At 69.7% G+C, this 21856-nt stretch carries 20 protein-coding genes; 14 read left to right on the top strand and 6 right to left on the bottom strand.

Going from position 1 to position 21856, the window contains the following annotated elements:
- Positions 1-213 precede the first annotated feature (213 nt).
- The 10 genes from aroF to trpA are packed head-to-tail and all read left to right on the top strand — an operon-like array spanning position 214 to position 9904.
- Positions 214-1236, top strand: a complete 1023-nt coding sequence (gene aroF, locus VGZ23_16370) for a 3-deoxy-7-phosphoheptulonate synthase (protein HEV2359167.1) — start codon at positions 214-216, stop codon at positions 1234-1236.
- A gap of 8 nt (positions 1237-1244) precedes the next feature.
- Positions 1245-2099, top strand: a complete 855-nt coding sequence (locus VGZ23_16365; GenBank protein ID HEV2359166.1) for a prephenate dehydrogenase/arogenate dehydrogenase family protein — start codon at positions 1245-1247, stop codon at positions 2097-2099.
- Complete coding sequence (trpE, locus tag VGZ23_16360; GenBank protein ID HEV2359165.1) at positions 2096-3577, top strand: anthranilate synthase component I; 1482 nt, start codon at positions 2096-2098, stop codon at positions 3575-3577. The genes VGZ23_16365 and trpE overlap by 4 nt, the downstream gene beginning before the upstream one ends.
- Positions 3578-3623: 46 nt before the next feature.
- Complete coding sequence (locus VGZ23_16355) at positions 3624-4256, top strand: aminodeoxychorismate/anthranilate synthase component II (protein HEV2359164.1); 633 nt, start codon at positions 3624-3626, stop codon at positions 4254-4256.
- 4 nt (positions 4257-4260) lie between these two features.
- Positions 4261-5280 (top strand): anthranilate phosphoribosyltransferase, encoded by a 1020-nt coding sequence (trpD, locus tag VGZ23_16350; protein ID HEV2359163.1) that lies wholly within the window; start codon positions 4261-4263, stop codon positions 5278-5280.
- A 6-nt stretch (positions 5281-5286) separates the two neighbouring features.
- A complete protein-coding gene (gene trpC / locus VGZ23_16345; GenBank protein HEV2359162.1) occupies positions 5287-6141 on the top strand; it encodes an indole-3-glycerol phosphate synthase TrpC in 855 nt (284 codons plus the stop codon).
- The gene (gene trpS / locus VGZ23_16340) at positions 6134-7207 is read left to right on the top strand and encodes a tryptophan--tRNA ligase (protein HEV2359161.1); all 1074 of its coding nucleotides are present in this window, start codon (positions 6134-6136) and stop codon (positions 7205-7207) included. The genes trpC and trpS overlap by 8 nt, the downstream gene beginning before the upstream one ends.
- Complete coding sequence (locus tag VGZ23_16335) at positions 7204-7842, top strand: phosphoribosylanthranilate isomerase (GenBank protein HEV2359160.1); 639 nt, start codon at positions 7204-7206, stop codon at positions 7840-7842. The genes trpS and VGZ23_16335 overlap by 4 nt, the downstream gene beginning before the upstream one ends.
- Entirely contained in the window at positions 7839-9083 is a 1245-nt protein-coding gene (gene trpB, locus VGZ23_16330; protein HEV2359159.1) for a tryptophan synthase subunit beta, read from the top strand. The genes VGZ23_16335 and trpB overlap by 4 nt, the downstream gene beginning before the upstream one ends.
- On the top strand, positions 9080-9904 hold the full coding sequence (gene trpA / locus VGZ23_16325) for a tryptophan synthase subunit alpha (GenBank protein HEV2359158.1): 825 nt from the start codon (positions 9080-9082) through the stop codon (positions 9902-9904). The genes trpB and trpA overlap by 4 nt, the downstream gene beginning before the upstream one ends.
- 52 nt (positions 9905-9956) lie before the next feature.
- On the opposite strand, the gene VGZ23_16320 is transcribed toward trpA, so the two are convergent.
- Positions 9957-11570: an ABC transporter substrate-binding protein gene (locus tag VGZ23_16320; protein ID HEV2359157.1), complete on the bottom strand. Its 1614-nt coding sequence runs from the start codon at positions 11568-11570 to the stop codon at positions 9957-9959.
- 152 nt (positions 11571-11722) lie between these two features.
- On the opposite strand from VGZ23_16320, the gene VGZ23_16315 reads away from it, so the two are divergent.
- Both VGZ23_16315 and VGZ23_16310 read left to right on the top strand, forming a co-directional pair.
- On the top strand, positions 11723-12865 hold the full coding sequence (locus VGZ23_16315; GenBank protein ID HEV2359156.1) for a citrate synthase: 1143 nt from the start codon (positions 11723-11725) through the stop codon (positions 12863-12865).
- Between the two features lie 115 nt (positions 12866-12980).
- Positions 12981-13919 carry a permease gene (locus VGZ23_16310; GenBank protein ID HEV2359155.1) on the top strand — a complete coding sequence of 313 codons (939 nt, stop codon included), beginning with the start codon at positions 12981-12983 and terminating at the stop codon, positions 13917-13919.
- Between the two features lie 48 nt (positions 13920-13967).
- On the opposite strand, the gene VGZ23_16305 is transcribed toward VGZ23_16310, so the two are convergent.
- The 5 genes from VGZ23_16305 to VGZ23_16285 form a co-directional block, all read right to left on the bottom strand.
- Positions 13968-14759 carry an SDR family oxidoreductase gene (locus VGZ23_16305; GenBank protein ID HEV2359154.1) on the bottom strand — a complete coding sequence of 264 codons (792 nt, stop codon included), beginning with the start codon at positions 14757-14759 and terminating at the stop codon, positions 13968-13970.
- 98 nt (positions 14760-14857) lie between these two features.
- On the bottom strand, positions 14858-16324 hold the full coding sequence (locus VGZ23_16300) for an alkaline phosphatase family protein (GenBank protein ID HEV2359153.1): 1467 nt from the start codon (positions 16322-16324) through the stop codon (positions 14858-14860).
- A 122-nt stretch (positions 16325-16446) separates the two neighbouring features.
- On the bottom strand, positions 16447-17292 hold the full coding sequence (locus VGZ23_16295) for a carbohydrate ABC transporter permease (protein ID HEV2359152.1): 846 nt from the start codon (positions 17290-17292) through the stop codon (positions 16447-16449).
- The gene (locus VGZ23_16290; protein HEV2359151.1) at positions 17292-18215 is read right to left on the bottom strand and encodes a sugar ABC transporter permease; all 924 of its coding nucleotides are present in this window, start codon (positions 18213-18215) and stop codon (positions 17292-17294) included. Before VGZ23_16290 ends, VGZ23_16295 begins: the two co-directional genes overlap by 1 nt.
- A gap of 8 nt (positions 18216-18223) precedes the next feature.
- Positions 18224-19555: an extracellular solute-binding protein gene (locus VGZ23_16285; GenBank protein HEV2359150.1), complete on the bottom strand. Its 1332-nt coding sequence runs from the start codon at positions 19553-19555 to the stop codon at positions 18224-18226.
- Positions 19556-19800: 245 nt separating this feature from the next.
- Between VGZ23_16285 and VGZ23_16280 the strand changes: the two genes are divergently transcribed.
- Positions 19801-21009, top strand: coding sequence for an FAD-binding oxidoreductase (locus VGZ23_16280; protein HEV2359149.1), 1209 nt, complete (start codon positions 19801-19803; stop codon positions 21007-21009).
- Between the two features lie 5 nt (positions 21010-21014).
- Entirely contained in the window at positions 21015-21842 is an 828-nt protein-coding gene (locus VGZ23_16275; protein ID HEV2359148.1) for a glucose 1-dehydrogenase, read from the top strand.
- Positions 21843-21856 lie beyond the last annotated feature (14 nt).

Here is a 21856-nt window from a genome sequence, read left to right as displayed (position 1 = left end):
TCACGCTGTGGGCCGCCCGCTGAGTAGTCGCCGCCGGCATCCTCCCCCGTAATCCGGAGGCCGGGATCGAGCCGCGCCCCAGACGGGCGGCTCCGTCCCGTCGAGCGCCCCGGTGTCGCGCCGGGGAAGTGGGGTGGTACCGCGGGGCCCGATGAGCCTCCCGTCCCGAGAGGACGGGGGGCTTGTGTATTTCGCGGCAAGGAGGCGGGCGGGATGATCGTCGTCATGCAGCCGGGATACAGCCGGGCCGAGCGCGAGGCGGTGACGCGGCAGATCGAGGAAGCCGGACTTCGCACGCAGGTCATGGAAGGCGTCGAACGGACGGTGATCGGCGTGGTGGGAGACAGTCACACCAAGGAGTCGCTTCGCCAGAGTCTGGAAGCGCTGCCGGGCGTCGAAAGCGTGGTGCGCATCCTCCAGCCGTACAAGCTCGTCAACCGCGAGTTTCACGGCGGCAAGGATTCGATCGTGTGGGTGCGGGACGTGGCGATCGGCGGCGGCCGCGTCGTCGTCATGGCCGGGCCGTGCACGGTGGAAACCCGCGAGCAGACGCTGCGGACGGCGCGCTCGGTCAAAGCCGCCGGCGCGCAGATCCTCCGCGGGGGGGCCTTCAAGCCCCGCACTTCGCCGTACTCGTTCCAGGGGCTGGAAGAGGAAGGCCTCAAGATCCTCGCCGAGGCGCGCGCCGAGACCGGCATGCCGCTGGTCACCGAAGCCATGGACGCCCATCAACTGGAGCTCGTCATGGAATACGCGGACATGGTGCAGATCGGGGCCCGCAACATGCAGAACTACACGCTGCTGCGCGAGGTCGGGCGGTCCGGGCATCCGGTGCTGCTGAAGCGCGGACCGAGCGCGACGATCGAAGAGCTGCTCCTGGCCGCCGAGTACATCATGGCCGAGGGCAACCCCAAAGTCGTGCTGTGCGAGCGCGGCATCCGCACGTTCGAGACGTACACGCGCTACACGCTCGACATCACGGCCGTGCCGGTCCTGAAATCGCTGAGCCACCTGCCGGTGATCGTCGATCCCTGTCACGGGCCCGGCAAGTCCAGGCTCGTCATCCCGATGGCCCGGGCAGGCGTGGCCGCCGGCGCGGACGGGCTGCTCGTCGAGGTGCATCCGGAGCCGGATCACGCCCTCTGCGACGGGCCGCAACTGCTCACGCTGGAGAGCTTCGCGCTGCTGATGCAGGAGCTCGACGGCATCGCCCTCGCGGTCGGGCGGCGGGTGTAGGCGCGGCGATGACGCCGTTTGCCCGCGCGGCGGTCATTGGGGTGGGCCTCATCGGCGGCTCGCTCGGCATGGCGATGCGCCGGCGGCGGCTCGCGCGCGAGGTGGTCGGGGTCGCCCGCGTGCCCGAGACCCTGGGCACGGCCCGCACGCGCGGCGCGATCGATCGCGGGACCACCGATCCGGTGGAGGGTGTCGCGGGGGCGGACCTTGTGGTGCTGGCCACCCCGCCCGATCTCATCGTCCCGCTGGCGCGGGAGATTCTGCCATACCTCGCGGCGGGGGCGATCCTGACCGACGTGGCGAGCGTAAAGGCCGAGATCGTTCGGGCGGTCGAACCGGCCCTCGATCCCGAGCGGGGCGTGGCGTTCGTCGGCGGCCACCCCATGGCCGGCAACGAAAGCCGCGGCGTGGGCGCCGCGTCCGCGGAGCTGTTCGAGGGATCGGTGTACCTCCTCACGCGCACTACCGCGACGGCGGAGGCGGCGCTGGACCGCCTGGCCGCGCTCGCGCAGGCGCTCGGAGCCCGGCCGATGGTGGTGGACCCGGACGCGCACGACCGGGCGGTGGCGCGGGTGAGCCACCTGCCGTATCTCGTGGCCGCGGCGCTCGTGGGCGCGGCGGAGGGGGAGACCGCGGCCGCCGGGCCGTCGTTCCTCGGGGCGACGCGGGTCGCCGGCAGCCCCGTGCCGTTGTGGGCGCAGATCTGCCGGCTCAACCGGGGGGAGATCGTCGAGGCGCTGCGCGCATTTCGCGACCGGCTCGATCGCCTGGAGCGCGCGCTCGCCGGCGGGACAAACTTAGAAGAGCTGCTCGACGACGCGCGCCGCGCGCGCCTCGAGCTCTCGTCGCGGAGCGAGCCGTGAGCGCCGCCGTCCCGCTCGCGCCCACCGTGACCGAGTTCGACCGCCGGGCCCGGGAAGGGAATCTCGTGCCCGTCTCGTGCGAGATCATGGCGGACCTCGACACGCCGATCTCCGCGTTTCTGCGCATCCGGCACCTGCCGTACCCGTTCCTGCTCGAGAGCGCGGAGGGCAGCGAGAAGGTTGCGCGCTACTCGTTCCTGGGTGCCGCGCCGCGTCTTGTGCTGCGCGCGTTCGCCGATCGCGTGGAGATCCACGAGGGCGGTACGGTCCGCCGCCTCCGGCAGGAGCCGCTCGCCGCGGCCCGCGACGTGCTCGCGCGATACCGTCCCGTCGCCGATCCGGCCCTGCCGCGATTTTACGGGGGGTTGGTCGGGCACTTCGGCTATGATCTGATCCGCACGATCGAACGTCTGCCGAACCAGCCTCCCGACGATTACGGCCTGCCGATCCTCAGTCTCGCCCTCGCCGACACCGTGGTAATCTTCGACCACGTCCGCCACCGGATCCGGATCGTGGCCAACGCGTGCGTCGACGACGGCGCCGAACGCGCCTACCACGACGCGCGGGAGCGGATCGAGCGGTGGATCGACCTGCTCCGCGCGCCGATGCCCGCGGTCCCGGCCGGGGGCCCGTATCCGCCGCTGCGGCTGCGCTCCAACATGACGCGGGAGCGCTATCTCGCGGCGGTCGAGGCCTGCCGGGCGTACATCCACGCCGGCGACGCCTTCCAGATCGTGTTCTCGCAGCGCTTTGCCGCGGACGTCGGCGATCTCGACCCGTTCGCCGTCTACCGCGCCGTGCGCGCCATCAACCCGTCGCCGTTCATGTTCTATCTCGGCGGCGGCGACGCGACCCTCGTCGGGGCGTCTCCGGAGCTCCTGGTCCGGCTCGAGGGCGATCGCATCCAGATGCGCCCGATCGCCGGCACCCGCCGGCGCGGCCTCGACGACGGCGAGGACCGGCGGCTCGAGCAGGAGATGCTCGGGAGCGAGAAGGAACGCGCCGAGCACGTCATGCTCGTCGACCTGACGCGCAACGACGTCGGGCGCGTCGCGCGGTACGGGACCGTGCGCGTCCCCGAGCTCATGACGGTCGAGCGCTACTCGCACGTCATGCACATCGTGAGCCTCGTCGAGGGCCGGCTCCGGCCGGGGCTCGACGCGTTCGACGTGCTGCGCGCCGTGTTTCCCCATGGCACCGTGAGCGGCGCGCCGAAGGTCCGGGCGATGGAGATCCTCGACGAGCTGGAGCCGACGACGCGCGGGCCGTACGCCGGCGCGGTGGGCTACGCGGGTTTCGGCGGCGCGCTCGACACGTGCATCGCGATCCGCACGCTGGCGCTGCGCGGCGGCGTGGCGTACGTCCAGGCCGGCGGCGGCATCGTCGCGGACTCCGAGCCCGCCGCGGAGTACGACGAGACCGTGAACAAGGCGAAGGTGCTCATCCGCGCCATCGAGATGGCGCGGCGCGGTCTGTAGGGCCACGGCGTCGCACCATGTCGCGGGCCCGGCGGAGGAGACGGCGATGATCCTGGTTATCGACAACTACGACTCGTTCACGTACAACCTCGTGCAGTATCTCGGCGAGCTCGGGGAGGAGCTCGAGGTCCGCCGAAACGACGCGAGCACGGTCGACGAGATCGCGGCCCTGCGGCCGGAGGCGATCGTGGTCTCGCCCGGCCCGTGCACCCCGGCGGAAGCGGGCGTGAGCACGCCGCTCGTCGCATCCCTCGCCGGGCGGGTCCCGATCCTCGGCGTCTGCCTCGGACACCAGTGCATCGGCGCGGCCTGCGGCGGCGCGGTCGTGCGGGGCCTCGCGCCGGTGCATGGCAAGACGTCCCGCATCCATCACGACGGCCGGACGATCTTCACGGGGCTGCCGAGCCCGATCACCGGCACGCGATACCACTCGCTGGTGATCGACCCCGGCCGCCTGCCGCCGTCGCTCGAAGTCTCCGCCCGCACCGAGGACGGCGTCATCATGGGCGTGCGTCACCGCACCGCGATCGTCGAGGGGGTGCAGTTCCACCCCGAATCGGTGCTGACCGACTACGGGCACGCCATACTCCGGAACTTCCTGGCGGTGGCGCGGGGACAGACGCCGCCGGGACTCGCCGGAACGCTCCCGCAGGCGCCGGCGGTAGCCGTGGGGAGCTAGCACGATGCCGCTGCGACCCGCGATCGCCAAAGTCGCCGCCCGCGAGACCCTCACGGAGGCGGAGGCTCACGCCGCGATGAGCCACATCATGGACGGCGAGGCCACGCCGGCGCAGATCGCCGCCTTCATCACCGGGCTCGCGATCCGCGGCGAGACGGTCGACGAGATCACCGGGTTCGCCCGCGCGATTCGCGAACACGCCGTGACGATCGCGCCCCGCGCCGACCACCTCGTCGACGTGGTGGGCACCGGCGGCGATCGCCTCAACACGTTCAACATCTCGACCACCTCGGCGTTCGTGATCGCCGGCGCCGGCGGGCACGTCGCGAAGCACGGCAACCGGGCCGCCAGCAGCCGCAGCGGCGCCGCCGACGTCCTCGAGGCGCTGGGCGTGAATCTCGAGGCGCCGCCCGAGGTCGTCCAGGCCTGCGTCGAGGAGGTCGGGATCGGCTTCCTGTTCGCGCCGCGGTTCCATCCGGCGTTCAAGCACGCGCTGGCGCCCCGGCGCGAGATCGGCATCCGGACGGTCTTCAACATCCTCGGCCCGCTCACCAACCCGGCCGGTGCGCGCCGCTACCTGCAGGGCGTGCCGAGCCCGGCGCACACCGAGGTGATGGGCCGGGTGCTGGCGCAGCTCGGCGCCGACCGGGCCTTCGTGGTGCACGGTCTCGACGGCATGGACGAGATCACGCTGTGCGGGCCGACCCAGGTGACGGAAGTCCGGGACGAGGCGGTGCGCACGTCCACGATCACCCCGGAGCAGTTCGGCTTCCGGCGGGCGGCGCTCGAGGATCTCCGCGGCGGCACGCCGCAGGAGAACGCCGCGACAACCGTCGCGATCTTGAACGGGAACGAGCGCGGGCCCCGCCGGGACATCGTGGTGCTGAACGCCGGCGTCGCCCTCGTCGCGGCGGGGATCGCCGAGACGTTCGACGACGGCGTGACCCGGGCGGCGCAGAGCATCGACACCGGGCGCGCGTACGACCGGCTCGAGGCGCTGCGGCTTCGGACGAAGTTCGCGTAGCCGGCGATGGGCGTCCTCGAGCAGATTGTGGCACACAAACGCGAGGAGCTGGCGGACCGCCGGCGGCGGATGCCCGCCGCGGACGTGCGCGGGCGGGCCGCGGACGCCCCACCCGCGCGGCCCTTCCACGCCGCGCTGCGCGCCCCAGGCGGGCCGCTGACCGGCTCAGGCGGGGGCATCCGGCTGATCGCGGAAGTCAAAGGCGCGTCGCCCTCCGCCGGGACGATCCGCGCGGACTTCGATCCCGCGGCGATCGCGCGCGCCTACGCCGCAGCCGGTGCGGCCGCGATCTCCGTGCTCACGGACGCGCGGTTCTTTCACGGCGCCGACGAGCATCTGACGCGGGTGCGGCGGGCCGTCGAGGTTCCGCTGCTGCGCAAGGACTTCACGCTGGAACCCTATCAGGTGTACGAGGCGCGGGCGATCGGCGCCGACGCCGTGCTCCTGATCGCGGCGATCCTGGACCGGGCCGCGGCCGCGGACCTCATGGCCCTCGCGGCGGACCTCGGCATGGCGGCGCTCGTCGAGGTGCACACGGACGGCGAGCTCGAGGCGGCGCTCGCGGCCAGCGCGGGCCTGGTGGGCATCAACAACCGCAACCTCGATACGCTCGCGACCTCGCTCGAGGTGACCCGGCGGCTGCGGCCCCGCGTCCCGTCCGGCGTGACGGTGGTGGCCGAAAGCGGCATCGCGGAGCGGCGGGACGTCGAGGAAATGGCGCGGCTCGGCGTCGATGCCGTGCTCGTCGGCTCGGCGCTGATGCGGTCGGCCGACCCGGGCGCCCGCGTCCGCGAGTTGCTCGGCGCGGGGCCGGAAGAGCGTCCCGTCGGAGGGGCGAACACGGGGAGGGACCATGCCTGAGACCCAGACCACCCACACGGCCGTCCGGCGGACCGCGCCGGGCAAGAAAGGCCGGCTCCTCACGGGCGACCGGCCCACCGGCCGGCTGCACATCGGACACTACGTCGGCTCACTCGAGAACCGCCTCCGGCTGCAGGAAGAATACGAGTGCTTCTTCCTGGTCGCCGACTACCACGTGCTCACGACCGGCGTCGAGCGGACCCGGGAGATCGCCGGCAACGTGGAGGATCTCCTGCTCGACTACCTGAGCGTCGGCATCGACCCGGAGCGCAGCACGATCTACGTGCAGTCGCTGGTCCCCGAAGTCGCCGTGCTGCACCTCATCTTCTCGATGCTGACGACGGTCCCGCGGCTCCAGCGCGTGCCGACGCTCAAGGAAGTCATGCGCGATCTCAAGCTCGAGACCGCGACCGCCGGCCTCCTGACGTACCCGGTCCTGCAGGCGGCGGACATCCTGATGGTCCGCGCCGACGTCGTGCCGGTCGGCAAGGACCAGTCGAGCCACCTCGAGGTCACGCGCGAGGTCGCGCGCCGCTTCAACGAGCTGTACGGGCCGGTGTTCCCCGAGCCGGCGACGATCACCGGCCGGGTCGGCACGCTCGTGGGCACGGACGGCGAGGCCAAGATGAGCAAGTCCCTCGGCAACACGATCGATCTCTCCGACGACCCCGAGACGGTGCGGCGCAAGGTCATGGGGATGTTCACGGATCCGACGCGGATCCACCCGACCGATCCCGGGCACGTCGAGGGAAATCCCGTGTTCACCTACCACGACGCGTTCAACCGGGACGCCGCGGAGGTCGAAGAGCTGAAGGAGCGCTACCGCAAGGGGACCGTGGGCGACGTCGAGGTCAAGAAGCGCCTCGTTCGGGTCATCAACGAGTTCCTCGACCCGATCCGGGACCGCCGGGCGCGGTGGGCCGCGCAGCCGGAGCGCCTGCGCGAGATCGTCCTCGAGGGCAGCCGGGTCGCGCGCCGCGAGGCGCAGGCGACGTTGGCGTTGTGTTTGGAGCGGATGGGGATGGACTACTTCCGCGGGGTCCGCGACGAGGCGGCCGTCGAATGATCGCGGTCCGCGTCAAGATCTGCGGCGTCCGCCGCCTCGCCCAGGCGCTCGTCGCGGCCGAGGCCGGCGCGGACGCGGTCGGGTTCAACTTCTGGCGGCCCGGTCGGCGGTACGTGCCGACGGAGGTCGCCCGGCAGATCGCGCGGGCGCTGCCGCCGTTCGTGTGCAAGGTCGGCGTGTTCGTCGACGAGGACCCCGATCGGGTGCGCGACATCGCCGCGCGCGTCGGCCTCGACGCGCTGCAGCTCCACGGCGCCGAATCCCCGGAGGTCTGCGCCGGCTTCGACCTGCCGGTGATCAAGGGGATCAAGGTGCGCGGGCCGGAGAGCGTCGTCGGCCTGGGGCGGTACCGCGTCGCCGGGTTTCTGCTCGACGCCCACGTTCCCGGCGAGGCCGGGGGCACGGGACGGGCGTTCGACTGGAGTCTTGCCGCGCGCGCGCGGGACGCGGGACCGATCATCCTCTCCGGCGGCCTGACCGCGGACAACGTCCAGGACGCGATCCGCCGGGTCCGGCCCTACGCCGTCGACGTCGCCACGGGCGTCGAGACGGACGGGGAGGCAGATCCGGAGAAGATTCGCGCGTTTCTCGCCCGCGTGCAGGAGTGGAACTCCGCGCAGGAGGTGCGGGGATGACAGGACCTGGGCAGGCGCAGCCCCAGACCGGCATCGACGCGCAGGCCGGCGTGACACGGCCGGCCGGGTGGTTCGGGAACTACGGCGGCCGGTTCGTGCCGGAGACGCTGGTCCCGGCGCTCGCCGAGCTTGAAGCGGCCTACGCCGCGGCGCAGCACGATCCGGTCTTCGCCGCCGACATGGAACGCTATCTCCGGACCTTCTGCGGACGCCCGACGCCGCTTTACTTCGCGCGCCGGCTGAGCGACACTCTCGGCGGCGCCCGGATCTACCTCAAGCGGGAAGATCTGCTCCACACCGGCGCGCACAAGATCAACAACGCGATCGGCCAGGTGCTGCTCGCGCACCGGATGGGGAAGCAGCGCATCATCGCCGAGACCGGCGCCGGGCAGCACGGCGTGGCGACGGCCACCGCGGCCGCCGTCTTCGGGCTGCCCTGCGAAGTCTACATGGGGACCGAAGACATGGCGCGCCAGGCCCTCAACGTGTTCCGGATGCGGCTCCTCGGCGCGCGCGTCCTGCCGGTCGACAACGGGAGCCGCACCCTGAAGGATGCGATCAACGAGGCGCTGCGGGACTGGGTGACCAACGTCGCGACCACGTATTACGTCATCGGCTCCGTCGTCGGGCCGCATCCGTACCCCATGCTGGTGCGCGACCTGCAGTCCGTGATCGGCCGGGAGGCCCGGCTCCAGATGCTGGCGGCCGAAGAGCGCCTCCCCGACGCGGTCGTCGCCTGCGTCGGCGGCGGCAGCAATTCGATGGGGACGTTCTATCCATTCAAGGACGACGCCGGTGTGGACCTCATCGGCGTCGAGGCCGCGGGTTCGGGCGTTGCGACCGGCCGGCATGCCGCCACGCTGGTCGCGGGCTCCCCCGGCGTGCTGCACGGGGCCATGAGCTACGTGATTCAAGACTCCGGCGGGCAGGTGCTGCCGACACACTCGATCTCCGCGGGCCTGGATTACCCCGGCGTCGGCCCCGAGCATTCGTACTTCAAGGACACCGGACGGGCCCGGTACGTGGCCGTGACGGACGCGGAAGCCCTCGACGGATTCCACCTGCTGTGCCGCATGGAGGGGATCATCCCGGCGCTCGAGTCGTCCCACGCGATCGCGTACTTGAGAACGCTCGCGCCCGACCTGGGCCGCGACAAGGTCATCCTGGTGTGTCTCAGCGGACGGGGCGACAAGGACGTGGACACGGTGGCGAAGACGATGCGGGAGGAACTCCGGACGTGACCGGCCCGGCAGCCACGGCCGTGCTCCCGAACAACCGCCTCGTGCAGGCGTTTGAGCGGCTCAGGGCCGAGCGGCGCTGCGCCTTGATTCCGTACGTCATGGCGGGGGATCCCGACGTGCCGGCCACGGAACGCCTCGTCGAGACCCTGGTCGCCTCCGGCGCGGACGCGGTGGAGCTCGGCGTGCCCTTCAGCGATCCGATCGCCGACGGTCCGGTGAACCAGCGCGCCGGCCTTCGCGCCTTGGCGCAGGGGATGGGAATCCGTCCGGCGCTCGATCTCGTCGCGCGGCTGCGGACGCGCACCCAGGCGCCGCTCGTGTTCATGACTTACTATAATCTGATTCTCCGCTACGGACCCGGCCGATTCGCGCAAGACGCCGCGGCCGCCGGCCTCGACGGCCTCATCGCCGCGGATCTGCCGCCCGACACCGCGGAGGAGCTCACCGGCGCGGCGCGCCCCGCGGGGCTCGCGACGGTGTTTCTGGCCGCGCCCACGAGCACGCCCGAGCGGATTCGGGCGGTCGCCGCGGCGTCGACCGGGTTCGTCTACTGCGTGTCGCGGACCGGGGTGACCGGCGTGCGCGACGCGCTGCCCGTAGGCCTCCCCGAGCTCGTGGCGCGGATCCGGGCCGAGACCGCCACCCCGGTCTGCGTCGGCTTCGGCATCAGCCGCCCGGCCCAGGCCCGCGAGGTCGCCCGGGTGGCCGACGGCGTGATCGTCGGCAGCGCGCTCGTGCAGATGATCGAAGAGGCGCCGCGCGACCTGGCCCGCGTCGGCGCGTTTGTGCGGCAGCTCAGCGCGGCGATCGCCGAGCGCTGAGCGCGGTCCCGCCGCTCGCGCCGGGACCGGTCGATGGCCGGATGGCGCCGGCTCATTTTTGGATGTAGGCGTCGCCGAGCGCCGGATACGACGAGTAGTTGTACTTGACGTTCTTCACCTCGTTCCGAATCGCCCACACCGACAGCTTATCCATCAACGGAATCGCGACGGCTTGATCCAGCAGCATGTGCTGGATCCTGACGTAGAGGGCGTGCCGCTTCACGGGATCGAGCTGCGAGCGGCCCTGTTCGAGCAGCGCGTCCACGTCGCGGTTGGAGTAGCAGGACCAGTTGAAGTTGCTGCCGATCGTGGCCGAATCGAACAGCGCGTAGAGCGCATCCGGTTCGTTGGTGCGGAGGAAGATCGATCCCATGTTCGTGGCGCACCGGTAGTTGTCGTCGACCCAGGGCGCGGCGGCCTGGCTCTTGATCCTCGCGTCGATCCCGAGCTGCAGAAACTGGCCCTGGACCAGCTCGACTTCCGGGAAGTTGCCGCCGCCGTAGGTCAGCGAGTTGATCACGACCGACAGCGGCCTGCCGCCCTTCACCCGGACGTTGTTCGGCCCCATCTTCCACCCGGCTTCGTTCAGCAGCTGCGCGGCCTTCGCCGGATTGTAGGGGTAGTACTTGCACGCGGCCGGATCGTTCAGCAGCGACTGGCTGAGCAGGCCGCAGCCGATGACGTCGAGGCCCTTGTAGACCGATCCGACGATCGCGGCGCGGTTGACGGTGTAGCTGAGCGCCCGGCGGACCTGCACGTCGTCCGTGGGTGCGAGCCTGACGTTCAGCCACCAGAAGTATGAGGAGCCGGGGAACGGCCGGGTCTCGATCCGCAGCGCCTTGTTGGCCCGCAGCTGCGCCAGCGCGGACCCGGGCGACGAGTACAGGTAGATCATCTGCGTCTCCCCCGTCTCCACCGTGACGTTGCGGCTGCCGCTCTCCGGGATGTTCCGCCATACGATCCGGTCGAGGTAGGGCGCGCCGAGATGGTCGCTCCACGGCGCGCGGCGGTTGTAGGCGGCGTTGCGGACCAGGGTGATGTGATCCTGGGTGACGTACTCCGAGACGGTGAACGGCCCGGTGCCGATCGGCCGCTTGGCCACGTCCGCCCCCTGCGCCGGCGTGGTCTTCGGCGAGAGCATGGCCAGCACGCCGACGGCCGCGTTGGCCAGGAACGGGGCGTACGGCTCTTTGAACGTCACGCGTGCCGTGTACTCGTTCACGACGGTCGTGCCGGTATACCCGAGCAGCGCGTTCAGGGCGCCCCCCGCCTTGAACCCGGGGCTCACGATCCGGTCGAGGTTCCACTTCACGGCTTCGGCATTGAACGGCGCGCCGTCGCTGAAGGCGACGTCCTTCCGCAGCGCAAACGTGAACGTCCTGCCGTCGGGCGACGTCGTGTAGGCCGCGGCCAGCCACGGGACGATCACCCCGTCCGGCCGCTGGTAGACGAGGCTTTCGGTCGTGTTCAGGCTCGCGATCAGGTAACTGATGGCCGCCGTCGACGCGTGCGGGTCGAGCGTGGAGGGTTGCGAGTCGAGGCCGGCGACGAGCGTCCCGCCTTTCGCGGGCGCCGCGCTCACCCGGATCCCGGCCAGAGCCAGAACGATTGCCGCACCACCGGCCGCCCACCGGACGGTTCTCCGCCGCGTGCCTCGAGTCGGCATGGTCATCCTCCTCATGTGTTGCGATTCATCCGGGACAGAGTCAGGCAGCGCGTTCCGCAGACGCCGAGCAGTGACGGTCGCTTCTCTGACGGCACCGGGCAAGTCCTCCCCGCGCATTTGACACGCCGCGCGCGCGCCGGTACCGTGGGGGCGTGGACTCCGCATCCGGGGCGCCCGGCCATGTTGCCGAAGGGCTCAAGGGCATCGTCGCGGCGGAAAGCCGGATTTGCTTCGTCGACGGGATCGAAGGCCGGCTGATCTACCAAGGGTACGACATCCACGACCTGGCCGCGCACGCGGGCTTCGAAGAAGTCGCGTATCTACTGTGGCACGGCGACCTGCCCACCCGCGACCAGCTCAGCGCCCTGCAGCGAGACCTCGTCGCGGCGCGCGCACTGCCCGACCCCGTCTTGAACATGCTGCGGGGGTTTCCCCGCGCCGTGCTGCCGATGGACGCCCTGCGCACGGCCGTGTCGGCGCTCGGCGTCTACGATCCCGAGACGCGCGATGACTCCCCGGCGGCGAATCTTCGGAAGTCGGTGCGGCTGACCGCGCAACTCGCGACGATCGTGGCCGCGATCGGGCGGTGCCGCGATGGGAACGATCCCATCCCGCCCGATCCCTCGCTCAGTCACGCCGCCAATTTTCTCTTCATGCTCTGGGGCCGGCGTCCCGACGACACCAGCGTCAAGACGATGGAGATCGCGCTGATTCTCCACGCGGATCACGAACTGAACGCCAGCACCTTCGCCGCCCGCGTGACGGCGGCGACGCTCGCCGACATGCACTCCGCGATCACCTCGGCGATCGGCACGCTCAAGGGGCCGCTCCACGGCGGGGCCAACGAAGCGGTGATGCGTCTGTTGCTGAAGATCGGCGAGCCGTCGAAGGTCCTCCCGGCCGCCCGCGAGATGCTGGCCGGGAAGCAGAAGATCCCGGGGTTCGGGCATCGGGTCTACAAGACCGAAGACCCGCGCGCGACGCACCTGCGCCGGATGTCCGAAGAGCTGGGCCGGCGCAAGGGCGAGTTGAAGTGGTTCGAGATGTCGCGGACGCTCGAGCAGTTCATGCTGTCGGAGAAAAAGATCCACGCCAACGTGGACTTCTACTCGGCGTCGTCCTACTACGAGCTCGGCATCCCGCTGGAGTTGTTCACGCCGGTGTTTGCGGTGAGCCGGATCAGCGGCTGGACCGCGCACGTGCTCGAGCAGCTGGCCGACAACCGGATCATCCGGCCGCGGGCCGAGTACGTCGGCCCACGCAATCGCGTGTATCTCCCGATCGACCAGCGCTAGGCGGTCCGGCCCGCGGGCCGCGAGTGCCGATGAGTTGAGCAAGCCATCGGTTCCGAAGACTGGGGACCAGCGCCACGGTTAGCGGCTGGTCCCCAGTTGCCAGGGCGGTGCTACGATGCTACAGATCTTCATGCATACAGCGTTAGGCTATCTTCGGGAGTTTGCCGAAGTGGCAGTGCTGGGTTTCCTCGTCGCCGGGATTCTCAACGCGATTGTCAACAAAGCGGCGGTCGCCCGCCATCTCGGCGGAAGCATCGTCGGCGCGAACGCGCTGGCAGCCACATGGGGATTCCTTATGCCCCTCTGTTGCTGCTCGGGCATCCCCACGGCATTAACCCTCTACCGTTCGGGGAGCCATCGGGGACCCGCCTGTGCGTTTTTGATTGCTGTTCCGTGGTTCAACTGGTATGGTCTAACGGCTCTGGTCATCTTTCTGGGTTGGCGTGCCGGATTGATCGTCTCTCTTTCCGCGGTCGTGGTTGGGTCCTTGGCCGGTGTGCTCATCGATACCGTTATTGGTCGTTCGTCGGGGGTATCGGCCGCCCCCGCGCTTCCCGAGGCCGGCGGATGCACCGAAGCGGGGTGTTGCGATGCCGGCCCGGTGGACTCTGCGGACCAGCGTCTGCTCGACTTATCCAACCCGAGGGACAAGGCAAAGTCTGGAGCACGGTTCGCATTTGACTTGTTGCGGGAGCTTGGCCCCTGGATGATTGCCGGTATCCTGTTGGGGGCGGCAATCGAAGCAACCGTGCCAAAAGAACTTGTCACCACGTATCTTGGGAAAGCGAGCCTGTGGGGAATCTTGGTAGCTCTTGTCGTCGCGGGAGCCTTTTACACTGACAGTCTCGCCTCATTGCCGTGGGTACGAACATTGCTTGATAAGGGACTCGGCGCTGGCAGCGGCATGATCCTGCTGGTTGCGGGTGTGGGGACGAACCTGTCCACGCTTGGCCCTGTTGCTCGGGTTATGGGATTGCGAACGGCGGTCGTCTATGCTGCCAGCGTGGTGGTTCTCACCGGCATGCTCGGCTATCTGCTTAACAGGCTCGTCTAGACTATCCTCCCCACCATACCATGCCCCACCAATCAAGTTGGAGGAGCACTAACCGATTACGTCCTCGCCCCCGTCCACGCCGATCACGTTGCCCGTCATCCATTCCGTGCCCGGTCCGCACAGCGCGGCGATCGCCCGGGCGACGTCCCGCGTCGTGGTGAGGCGGCCCGAGGGGTTGCGCCGGAGCGCCTGTTCGACGATCGCCTCGTTGCCGGGGATCTTGCGGAGCGCCGGCGTATCCGTGACGCCGGCGCGGATCGCATTGATGGTGATGTCGCGGGGCGCCAGTTCCATCGCCAACTGGCGGATGTGGGACTCGAGCGCTGCTTTGGCGGCCGAGACCGCCCCGTAGTTCGGCAGCACGCGTGTCCCGCCGGCGCTGGTCATCGCGAAGATCTTGCCGCCCCGCCGCATCAGCCCGGAGTGCACGAGGTCCTGCGTCCAGTAGACGAGGCTGTGCGCCATCACCGAGAGGGTCATGTCCATCTGCGCCGGGGTGATCGCGTCCGCGGCCGTCTCGGCGATGTACGGGCGCAGGTTGCCAAACGCGAGCGAGTGGAGCAGCACCCCGACCGCGCCGCCCGTGCCCGCCTCCTCGCGGGCGCGCGCGAGCACTTCGACGCGGCGCTCGGGGTCCGCGGCGTTCACGTTGAAGAACACGGCCGCGCGCCCCGCGGCGCGGATCCCGCCGATCACGTCCTCGACGTGCGGCATCGTGCCCTTGCGGTCCAGGTGGACGCCGATGATGTCGTAGCCGGCCGCGGCGAGCTCGAGGCTCGTCGCCTCGCCGAAGCCGCTGCTCGCGCCGAGGATCAAGGCCCAACGACGTTCTTCCGCCATGCTCCCGCTATTTCGGTCCGGCCGCCCCTTCCCCTTGGCCCGCAGCGTCGGGCGTTGCCGCGGCCCGCTTGCCCGCGGCGTCGGGCCGGAAACGCGCGCTACGGGCCGGCCGAGGCCGATCCGGGCGACGGCTTGAGCGGGAGCACCAGCGGCGGGCGCGGCGGCCGCGTGAAGTCGAAGTCCGCCGCGAGGTTCCCGAGTTGCGGGGCGTCTTCGCGGACGGTCGGACGGCGGTCGGGCCGGCCGTCGGTCCGCGGATCGATGCGCCGGCCGCCGAGAAAATCGTCCTCGATGAATTTCACGTAGGCGTCGAAGCTCAACACCTGGTGGTCGATGTAGCCGCGGCGGGCGTAGGTGCTGATCACCAGCCCCGGCACGCGGAGACCGTAGCCGTTCTCATCGATCGTCGGCGGTGCGACGTGGTCGTAGAAGCCGCCCCAATCATCCCAGGCCAGGAAGATCGCGGTGCTGTTCCAGTCCGGTCCCTGCATGACCGCGTTGATCAGACTCGTGACGTACGTCTGGCCCGCGCTGACGAGGGCCGGCGGGTGTTCGCTCGTGCGGCCGTTCGGCACGACCCAGGACACGGCGGGCAGCGTTCCGCCGCGCGCGGCCTCGAAGAAGTGCGGGACGGTCTGAATGTTCCGCAGCTCGCCGTCGTTCCGCACCGTCGCAAACCACGGCAGCGGATTCCAGATCTCGGGCGTCCCGGCGCGCTGCGGCTTGGGGGGACAACTGGCCGCGTCGTTGTCGCAGTCCGGCTGAGTGCCCTCGGCGACGTAGTACGCCCACCTGATGCCGGCCTTGTGCAGGAGGTACGTCAGGTCCGTCCACGCGTAGTTGGGCGCGCGCGTGCCGGGACTGCGCCGGCCTCCAAGCCGGTCGGGACTCTGGAGCTCGTTCACGCAGCTCATCGGATCGCCGGTCGCGCACCGCGCCGACCACTCCGAGACCATGAACAGATGCTCGGGCAGGCTCCACGAGGCGTTGGGCTCGAACATGCGATCTTGTAACACGAACTCGCGCGCGTAGGTCCAGTAGTTCGGGATCTCCCGCGCATCGTGGTAGCCCATCACATCCGGCGCGGCGGCGCTGCCGGCGCAGGTCGGATCGAAGACATTGCGGCACCGCCCGGTCCGGACCGCCTGGGCGATGAACCCGTCCATCTTACCGCCGTCGATGTCCGCCGCGGCATTGGCCGCGCCATGCGGGCCGCCGCGGTTGAGGTCGCGCGAATCGTGAAACGGCTTCGCGCACCCGCCGGCCCGCGGATCGGGCACGCACACCCCCTGCCGCATCGGAATGCCGTCCGCGCCGGGGTAGGTGCCGAAGTAAGCGTCGAACGAGCGGTTCTCCTGCATGATGACGACGACGTGTTGGATCTTGTGGATGCCGCCGAGATCCGCGGCGGGCGTCTCCTGGAGCCAGCCGGCCGGCAGTCCCCACGGCAGCAGCGCGCTCAGCGCCGTTCCGAGAACGGCGAGGACCGCCCGGCGGAACCGGCAGACGATCCGCGGACGGCGGTGCCTGGTGGCCGGGTGGAGTTGTTGGGCGTTGATCCGCATGGACCCCCTCCGTGTGCGGGCGTGCGCGGCCGGATCGCACGGATGAGGAAGCCTCCGCGCCCGCTGTCGAGAGCAGAGAGCGCCGGGGCCGGGTGAGGAGTTCCCGGCGGGCGCCGCGGCTGCTAGCCTTTCACCGCGCCCGCGGTGAGGCCGGAGACGTAATGCTCCACGAAAAACGTGTAGATGAGGGCGATCGGGACGGACCCGAGCACCGCCGAGGCCATCAGCGGACCCCAAAACAGCACGTCGGCCCGGATGAGGTCGCTGACGGTGCCGACGGGAATCGTCTTCAGCGGTCCCGACGACATGAAGATGAGGGCGTAGAGGAACTCGTTCCACGAGAGCGTGAACGAGAAGATCGCGGCCGAGAGCACGCCCGGCAGCGAGAGCGGCAGCACGATCCTGAGGAGTGTGCCCACGCGGGTGCTGCCGTCGATCTGCGCGCATTCCTCGATCTCTCGCGGGATGGTCCGGAAGTAGCCCATCAGCAGCCAGGAGCCGAACGGAATGAGAAACGTCGGGTACGTGAGGATGAGCGCCCAATAGGTGTTGTACAGGCGCAGCCAGCCGACGACCTGGGCGAGCGGCAGGAACAACAGCGTCGGCGGCACGAGGTAGGCCAGGAAGATCGACATCCCCATCACACCGCTGCCCGGAAACCGCAGGCGCGCCAGCGCGTACCCGATCAGGACGCTGCAGACGAGCGACAGGATGGTCGCCGCCGTCGAGATGATCAGCGTGTTCTTGGCCCACGTCGCAAAGGCGGTGTCGCGAAAGAGGTACACGTAGTTGTTGAGCGTGAAGTGCCGCGCCCACAGCGGGTTGAACCGCAGATTGAACAGGTCGGCCGGCGGCTTGAGCGAGACGATCGCCATCCAGTAGAACGGCGCCAGGAGGAAGACGAGAAAGGCGGCGAGCGGCAGGTACACCGCGAAGATCTGCCGCACCGCGCTCCGGCTGCCGACCATCACGCCACGTCCCGCCGCAGGTACCGCAGCAGCAGCACCGCGAGGACCGCAAGGAGCGGGAACATGTACAGCGCGATCGCGGCGCCCTGCCCGATCTCCGTCGCGCTCAGGCCGATCTGGTAGGCATACGTGCCGAAGATGTGGGTTTCGTTTGCCGGGCCGCCCTTCGTGAGGATGTAGATGAGCTGGAAGTCGGCGAACGTCATGATGATCGAGAAGAGCGTGCTGATCAGCATGACGCCGGTGATGATCGGCAGCGTGACGTTGCGGAACCGGTGCCAGGCGCCGGCGCCGTCGATCGCGGCCGCATCGTGGAGTTCCGCCGGCACGGCCTGCAGGCCCGCGAGAATGGTCACCCCAAAGAACGGCGTGCCCCGCCAGATGTTGGCGATCATCACGGACACGATGGCCAGCACGGGGCCGCCGAGGAAATTGATGTTGCGGGCGATGAGCCCCCAGTGCCGGAGCAGCCAGGAGATGGGGCTGAAGATTGGGTCGAAGATCATGAGCCACCCCAGGCTGCTCAACGCCGTCGGCACGATGAACGGCATGAGGACGCCGGCCCGCACCGCGTTGCGAAACGGGATGGGGGCGTTCAGCACCAGCGCGAGGCCCAGGCCCAGCAGGAGTTTGAACGGGACGGTGACCAAGGCGTAGATGAACGTGTTCCGCGCCGTCTGCCGAAAGATGCTGTCGCCGAGCAGGTCGGTGAAGTTGCGGAACGCGACGAACCGGCCGGCGTGTCCGATCGTGCTGTCCGTCACCGAGAGCCACAACCCGAGAAAGAACGGGTAGGCCATGAAGACGACCAGCAGCAGCGCTCCGGGCAGCATGAGGAGGAGCCCGAGGCTCCGCTCGTTTTCCAAGAGCGAATGCGTGTGACGCGCCGCCGGCACGTGCGGTTGTGCAACCGTCGTGGGCACCCCGGTTACTACCGCCCGTAGATCGCCCCCAGCTGGTCGGCCCCCCACTTGATCGCGCCGGCGGCGTCGCCCGACTGGATCGCCTTGGCGTAGGTGTCCACGATGATGTACTTCGAGAACGCCAAGCCGGACTTGGAGTTCGGCGGCCCCGCCCACCCCTGGTCGCGGCCGACACTGGCCTCCTTGCTGAACGCGTACATCACCGGGTCCTTGCCCCACATCGGATCCTTCGCCCATTTCTTCATCGCCGGCAGATTGTAGCCGGCCTGAATGTGGAGCCAGTCGCCGTACTGCTTGTCCTGGAACCACCAGGCGAGAAACTCTTTCGCGCCGGCGATGTTCTTCGAATTCTTGAGAATGGCGAGCGTCCGCGTGCCGAGCAGGGCGAACCGGCCGGCGGGGCCACGCGGGATCATTGTATGGTTCATATCCTTGGCGATGTCGGGGTAGTCCTTGAGCGCGGCCGCGTAGATGCTCGAGCCGTTGAGCGTCGCCGCGATCTGTCCTGCGAGGAACGCCTTGTTGTTGCTGGAGTCGTCCCAGGACAGACCCGTCTCGTCGAACGACTCCTTCCACGCCGACACAAGCTTCTTCATCGCGTCCACGAAGATCGGCTTGTTGAAGGCGACCGTCTTGCCGTCCCGCTCCACCTCCATCGCCCCGTGGCTCCACATGTATGGGTACGCCCAGCTCGGCGGGTCGCCCTGACTGTGGCCAAAGGCCTGCCCGAGCGGATGGCCGCTCGCCTTGAGCTTCTTGCCGAGGGCGAAGAACTGATCCCACGTCAGGTCAAGAATCTTCCCGGTCCTGGCCTGGACCGCGGCATCCGGGACGTTCGCCCCGGCCTCCCTGAGCCAGCTGATGCGATAGTTGAGGGCGTCGTTCGATTGTCCGTGAGGGATCCCCAAGTACCGGGACCCCACCTTGGCGTCGGTGGCCGCGAACGCCTCGAGGCCGCCGTCCCGTTTTGCGTACGCCTCCGTCATGTCCGTGAGATCGACGAGATTGTCCGCGTAGAGATAGTTCCAGCCCGGCCACAGCTCGACGATGTCGTACCCGCCCGCTTGAATCGCGGCGGAGATTTTCGGCTGCAGATCGGGCCAGTTGAGGAAATCCGCGTTGGCGTTGACGCCGTTGGCCTGGCCCCACTCCTGCACCTGCTTCTTGAAGAGATCCTGGGCGGCCGGGATGAAATACGTCGCCTGCAGCGTCGTGAGCGAGGTGCCCTTGAGCGTCGCGGGTGCGGCGCCGCCCCAGCGCAGCAGGCCCGGGGCGGTGCCGAGCGCGCCGAGCCCCAGCGCGCCGGCGCCTGCCGCCCGGAGCAGTGCCCGCCGAGACACACGCGGAGCGTGGCCGTCGGAGCGAGGCGCGTCCGACGCGGTGGATTGACGAAGTCCTCGCCGAACCTTTCGCATACTGGCCATGTCAACACCCCCCCTGCGCGCACCGTGGCGCACGGGGGGCTTCGCTTCCCCCGTGCGCCCCCCCTTTCGCCGCGCGTACCACATGCGCACGCCGGGGTGCGAGCACGCGGCGGCATCGAATGCAGGAGAGCCGCACCGGCGCGGCTGAATCAGGCATCATTATGGCGGCAACCGCGGATGCCGTGGTGATCGGCGGCGGCGTCGTCGGGACCAGCGTCGCATTCCACCTCGCGTCCCGCCGCGCCGGCCGGATCGTGCTCTGCGAGCGGCGCTTTCTCGCCGCCGGTGCGACCGGCAAGTCCGGCGCCCTCGTGCGCATGCACTACGCGAACGAGCCGGAGGCCCGCCTGGCCGCGGCGAGCCTGCCGTATTTCCAGCACTGGTACGATGTGGTCGGCGCCGGCTCGTCGGGTTTCGTCAACACCGGGATGCTGCGACTCGTCTCCGCGGCCAACGAGACCAAACTGCGGGCCAACGTCGCGATGCTCCGGCGGGTCGGGGTGAACACGACGGTGATCGGGCCGGACGACGTCCACGCGATCGTCCCGTCGTGGCGGACCGACGACATCGTGGCCGCGGCCTATGAGCCCGATTCAGGGATGGCCGATCCCGTGGCGACGACGCACGGCTTCGCCGGGCGCGCCGCGGACCTGGGCGCGGACGTGCGCGTCGGGACGGAAGTGCACGCGCTCCGCGTCGAGCGAGGCCGGGTCGAGGGCGTCGAGACCTCGGACGGCTTCATCGCCGCGCCCGCGGTCGTCGTGGCCGGCGGGGCCTGGGCGCTGCCGCTGCTGCGGCCGGTCGGCGCGGCGGACGAGCTGACCACCGTGCGCGTGCAGGTCACGCTCTTCCGGCGGCCGCCTCAGCACGCGGCGCTTCATCCGATCTGCATCGACGGCGCGAACGATCTGTGGATGCGCCCGGAGGGCGCGGGGTTTCTCAGCACGCTCGTCGGCATCTCGACCCGCCAGGATCTGCCGAACCCGGACACCCTCGACGAAGGCGTGGACGGCGACTACGTGATCCGGGCGCGGGAGCGCCTGGCGCGGCGCATGCCTGCTGTCACCGGCGCGCCGATGCGCGGCGGATGGGCCGGGGCGATCACGATCACGCCCGACGGCAAGCAGATCATCGACCGCCACCCGGAGATCGAGGGACTCTGGATCTGCACCGGCGACAACGGGTCGGGGTTCAAGACCGCGCCGGCGCTCGGCGCGGCGCTCGCGGAGTGGATGACCGGCGGCGAGCCGCGCACCGTGCCGCTGCGGCCGTTTCGCGCGACGCGGTTCAAAGAGGGCGCGCTTCTTATCGGCGAACACGAATACGGCGATCGTCCCAACGAGCCGGGCCGGGGGGTCATGCTCGGCTAGCGATGATGCCTGCGACGCGGATGGCGGGCAAAGTCGCGATCGTGACGGGCGCAGCGCGCGGCATCGGACGGGCGATCGCGACACGCTTCGGCGCCGAGCAGGCACACGTCGTCGTCAACGACGTCAGCGCCGCCGCCGAAGAGGTGGCCGAGACTCTGGTGGCCGGCGGCCGGTCGGCGGTGGCCGTTGCCGGCGACGTCTCCATCCCAACCCAGGTCGATCGATTGGTGGAGACGACCCTTCGGCACTTCGGCACCATCGACGTGCTTGTCAACAACGCGAGTCTGACCGATACGATGCGTCACTTTCTGGACGCCGACGACGGGTGGTGGGAGCGCATTGTCGCCGTCAATTTGACGGGCGTGTTTCTCTGCAGCGTTCGCGCCGCGCAGGTGATGGCGCGCAAGCGATCGGGCGTCATTATCAACGTGTCCAGTGGCGGTGCCTCTCGAGCGCATCGCGGCAACGCCGCGTACGACGCGGCGAAGGGCGGCGTCGAAGCCCTGACGCGTGCGATGGCGCTCGATCTCGCGCCGTATGGCGTTCGCGTCAACGCGCTCGTACCCGGATCGATTGACAGTTCGAACATGAACGATGACGTCAAACGGGCGCGAGGTGAAGACATCCCGCTGGGACGGGTGGGTGAAGTGGACGAGCTCGCCGGTCCCGCGGTGTTCTTGGCCTCTGACGACGCGCGCTACATCACCGGCCACTTGTTGGTCGTCGACGGGGGATTGCTGGTCCAACAACGATCGGCGACGGTGGATATTTTCCCGCTCAGCCGATTCCCGGCGATCGCCGGCGAGACATCCCCGGAGTCGTCGGGCTCCTAAGTGTAAAGACGGGC

Source organism: bacterium (genome assembly GCA_035945995.1).
Classification (GTDB): domain Bacteria; phylum Sysuimicrobiota; class Sysuimicrobiia; order Sysuimicrobiales; family Segetimicrobiaceae; genus DASSJF01.
The sequence above is the reverse complement of the archived record's forward strand: the minus strand, read 5'-3'. Positions and strand labels throughout refer to the sequence as shown.

Coding starts and splice junctions, on each gene's coding strand:
- VGZ23_16365 (HEV2359166.1), top strand. CDS start 1,245: ATGACGCCGTTTGCCCGCGCGGCGGTCATTGGGGTGGGCCTCATCGGC.
- VGZ23_16305 (HEV2359154.1), bottom strand. CDS start 14,759: ATGGCGGAAGAACGTCGTTGGGCCTTGATCCTCGGCGCGAGCAGCGGC.
- VGZ23_16300 (HEV2359153.1), bottom strand. CDS start 16,324: ATGCGGATCAACGCCCAACAACTCCACCCGGCCACCAGGCACCGCCGT.
- VGZ23_16335 (HEV2359160.1), top strand. CDS start 7,204: ATGATCGCGGTCCGCGTCAAGATCTGCGGCGTCCGCCGCCTCGCCCAG.
- trpD (HEV2359163.1), top strand. CDS start 4,261: ATGCCGCTGCGACCCGCGATCGCCAAAGTCGCCGCCCGCGAGACCCTC.
- VGZ23_16310 (HEV2359155.1), top strand. CDS start 12,981: ATGCTACAGATCTTCATGCATACAGCGTTAGGCTATCTTCGGGAGTTT.
- VGZ23_16320 (HEV2359157.1), bottom strand. CDS start 11,570: ATGCCGACTCGAGGCACGCGGCGGAGAACCGTCCGGTGGGCGGCCGGT.
- VGZ23_16280 (HEV2359149.1), top strand. CDS start 19,801: ATGGCGGCAACCGCGGATGCCGTGGTGATCGGCGGCGGCGTCGTCGGG.
- trpC (HEV2359162.1), top strand. CDS start 5,287: ATGGGCGTCCTCGAGCAGATTGTGGCACACAAACGCGAGGAGCTGGCG.
- trpB (HEV2359159.1), top strand. CDS start 7,839: ATGACAGGACCTGGGCAGGCGCAGCCCCAGACCGGCATCGACGCGCAG.
- VGZ23_16275 (HEV2359148.1), top strand. CDS start 21,015: ATGCCTGCGACGCGGATGGCGGGCAAAGTCGCGATCGTGACGGGCGCA.
- trpS (HEV2359161.1), top strand. CDS start 6,134: ATGCCTGAGACCCAGACCACCCACACGGCCGTCCGGCGGACCGCGCCG.
- VGZ23_16355 (HEV2359164.1), top strand. CDS start 3,624: ATGATCCTGGTTATCGACAACTACGACTCGTTCACGTACAACCTCGTG.
- aroF (HEV2359167.1), top strand. CDS start 214: ATGATCGTCGTCATGCAGCCGGGATACAGCCGGGCCGAGCGCGAGGCG.
- VGZ23_16295 (HEV2359152.1), bottom strand. CDS start 17,292: ATGGTCGGCAGCCGGAGCGCGGTGCGGCAGATCTTCGCGGTGTACCTG.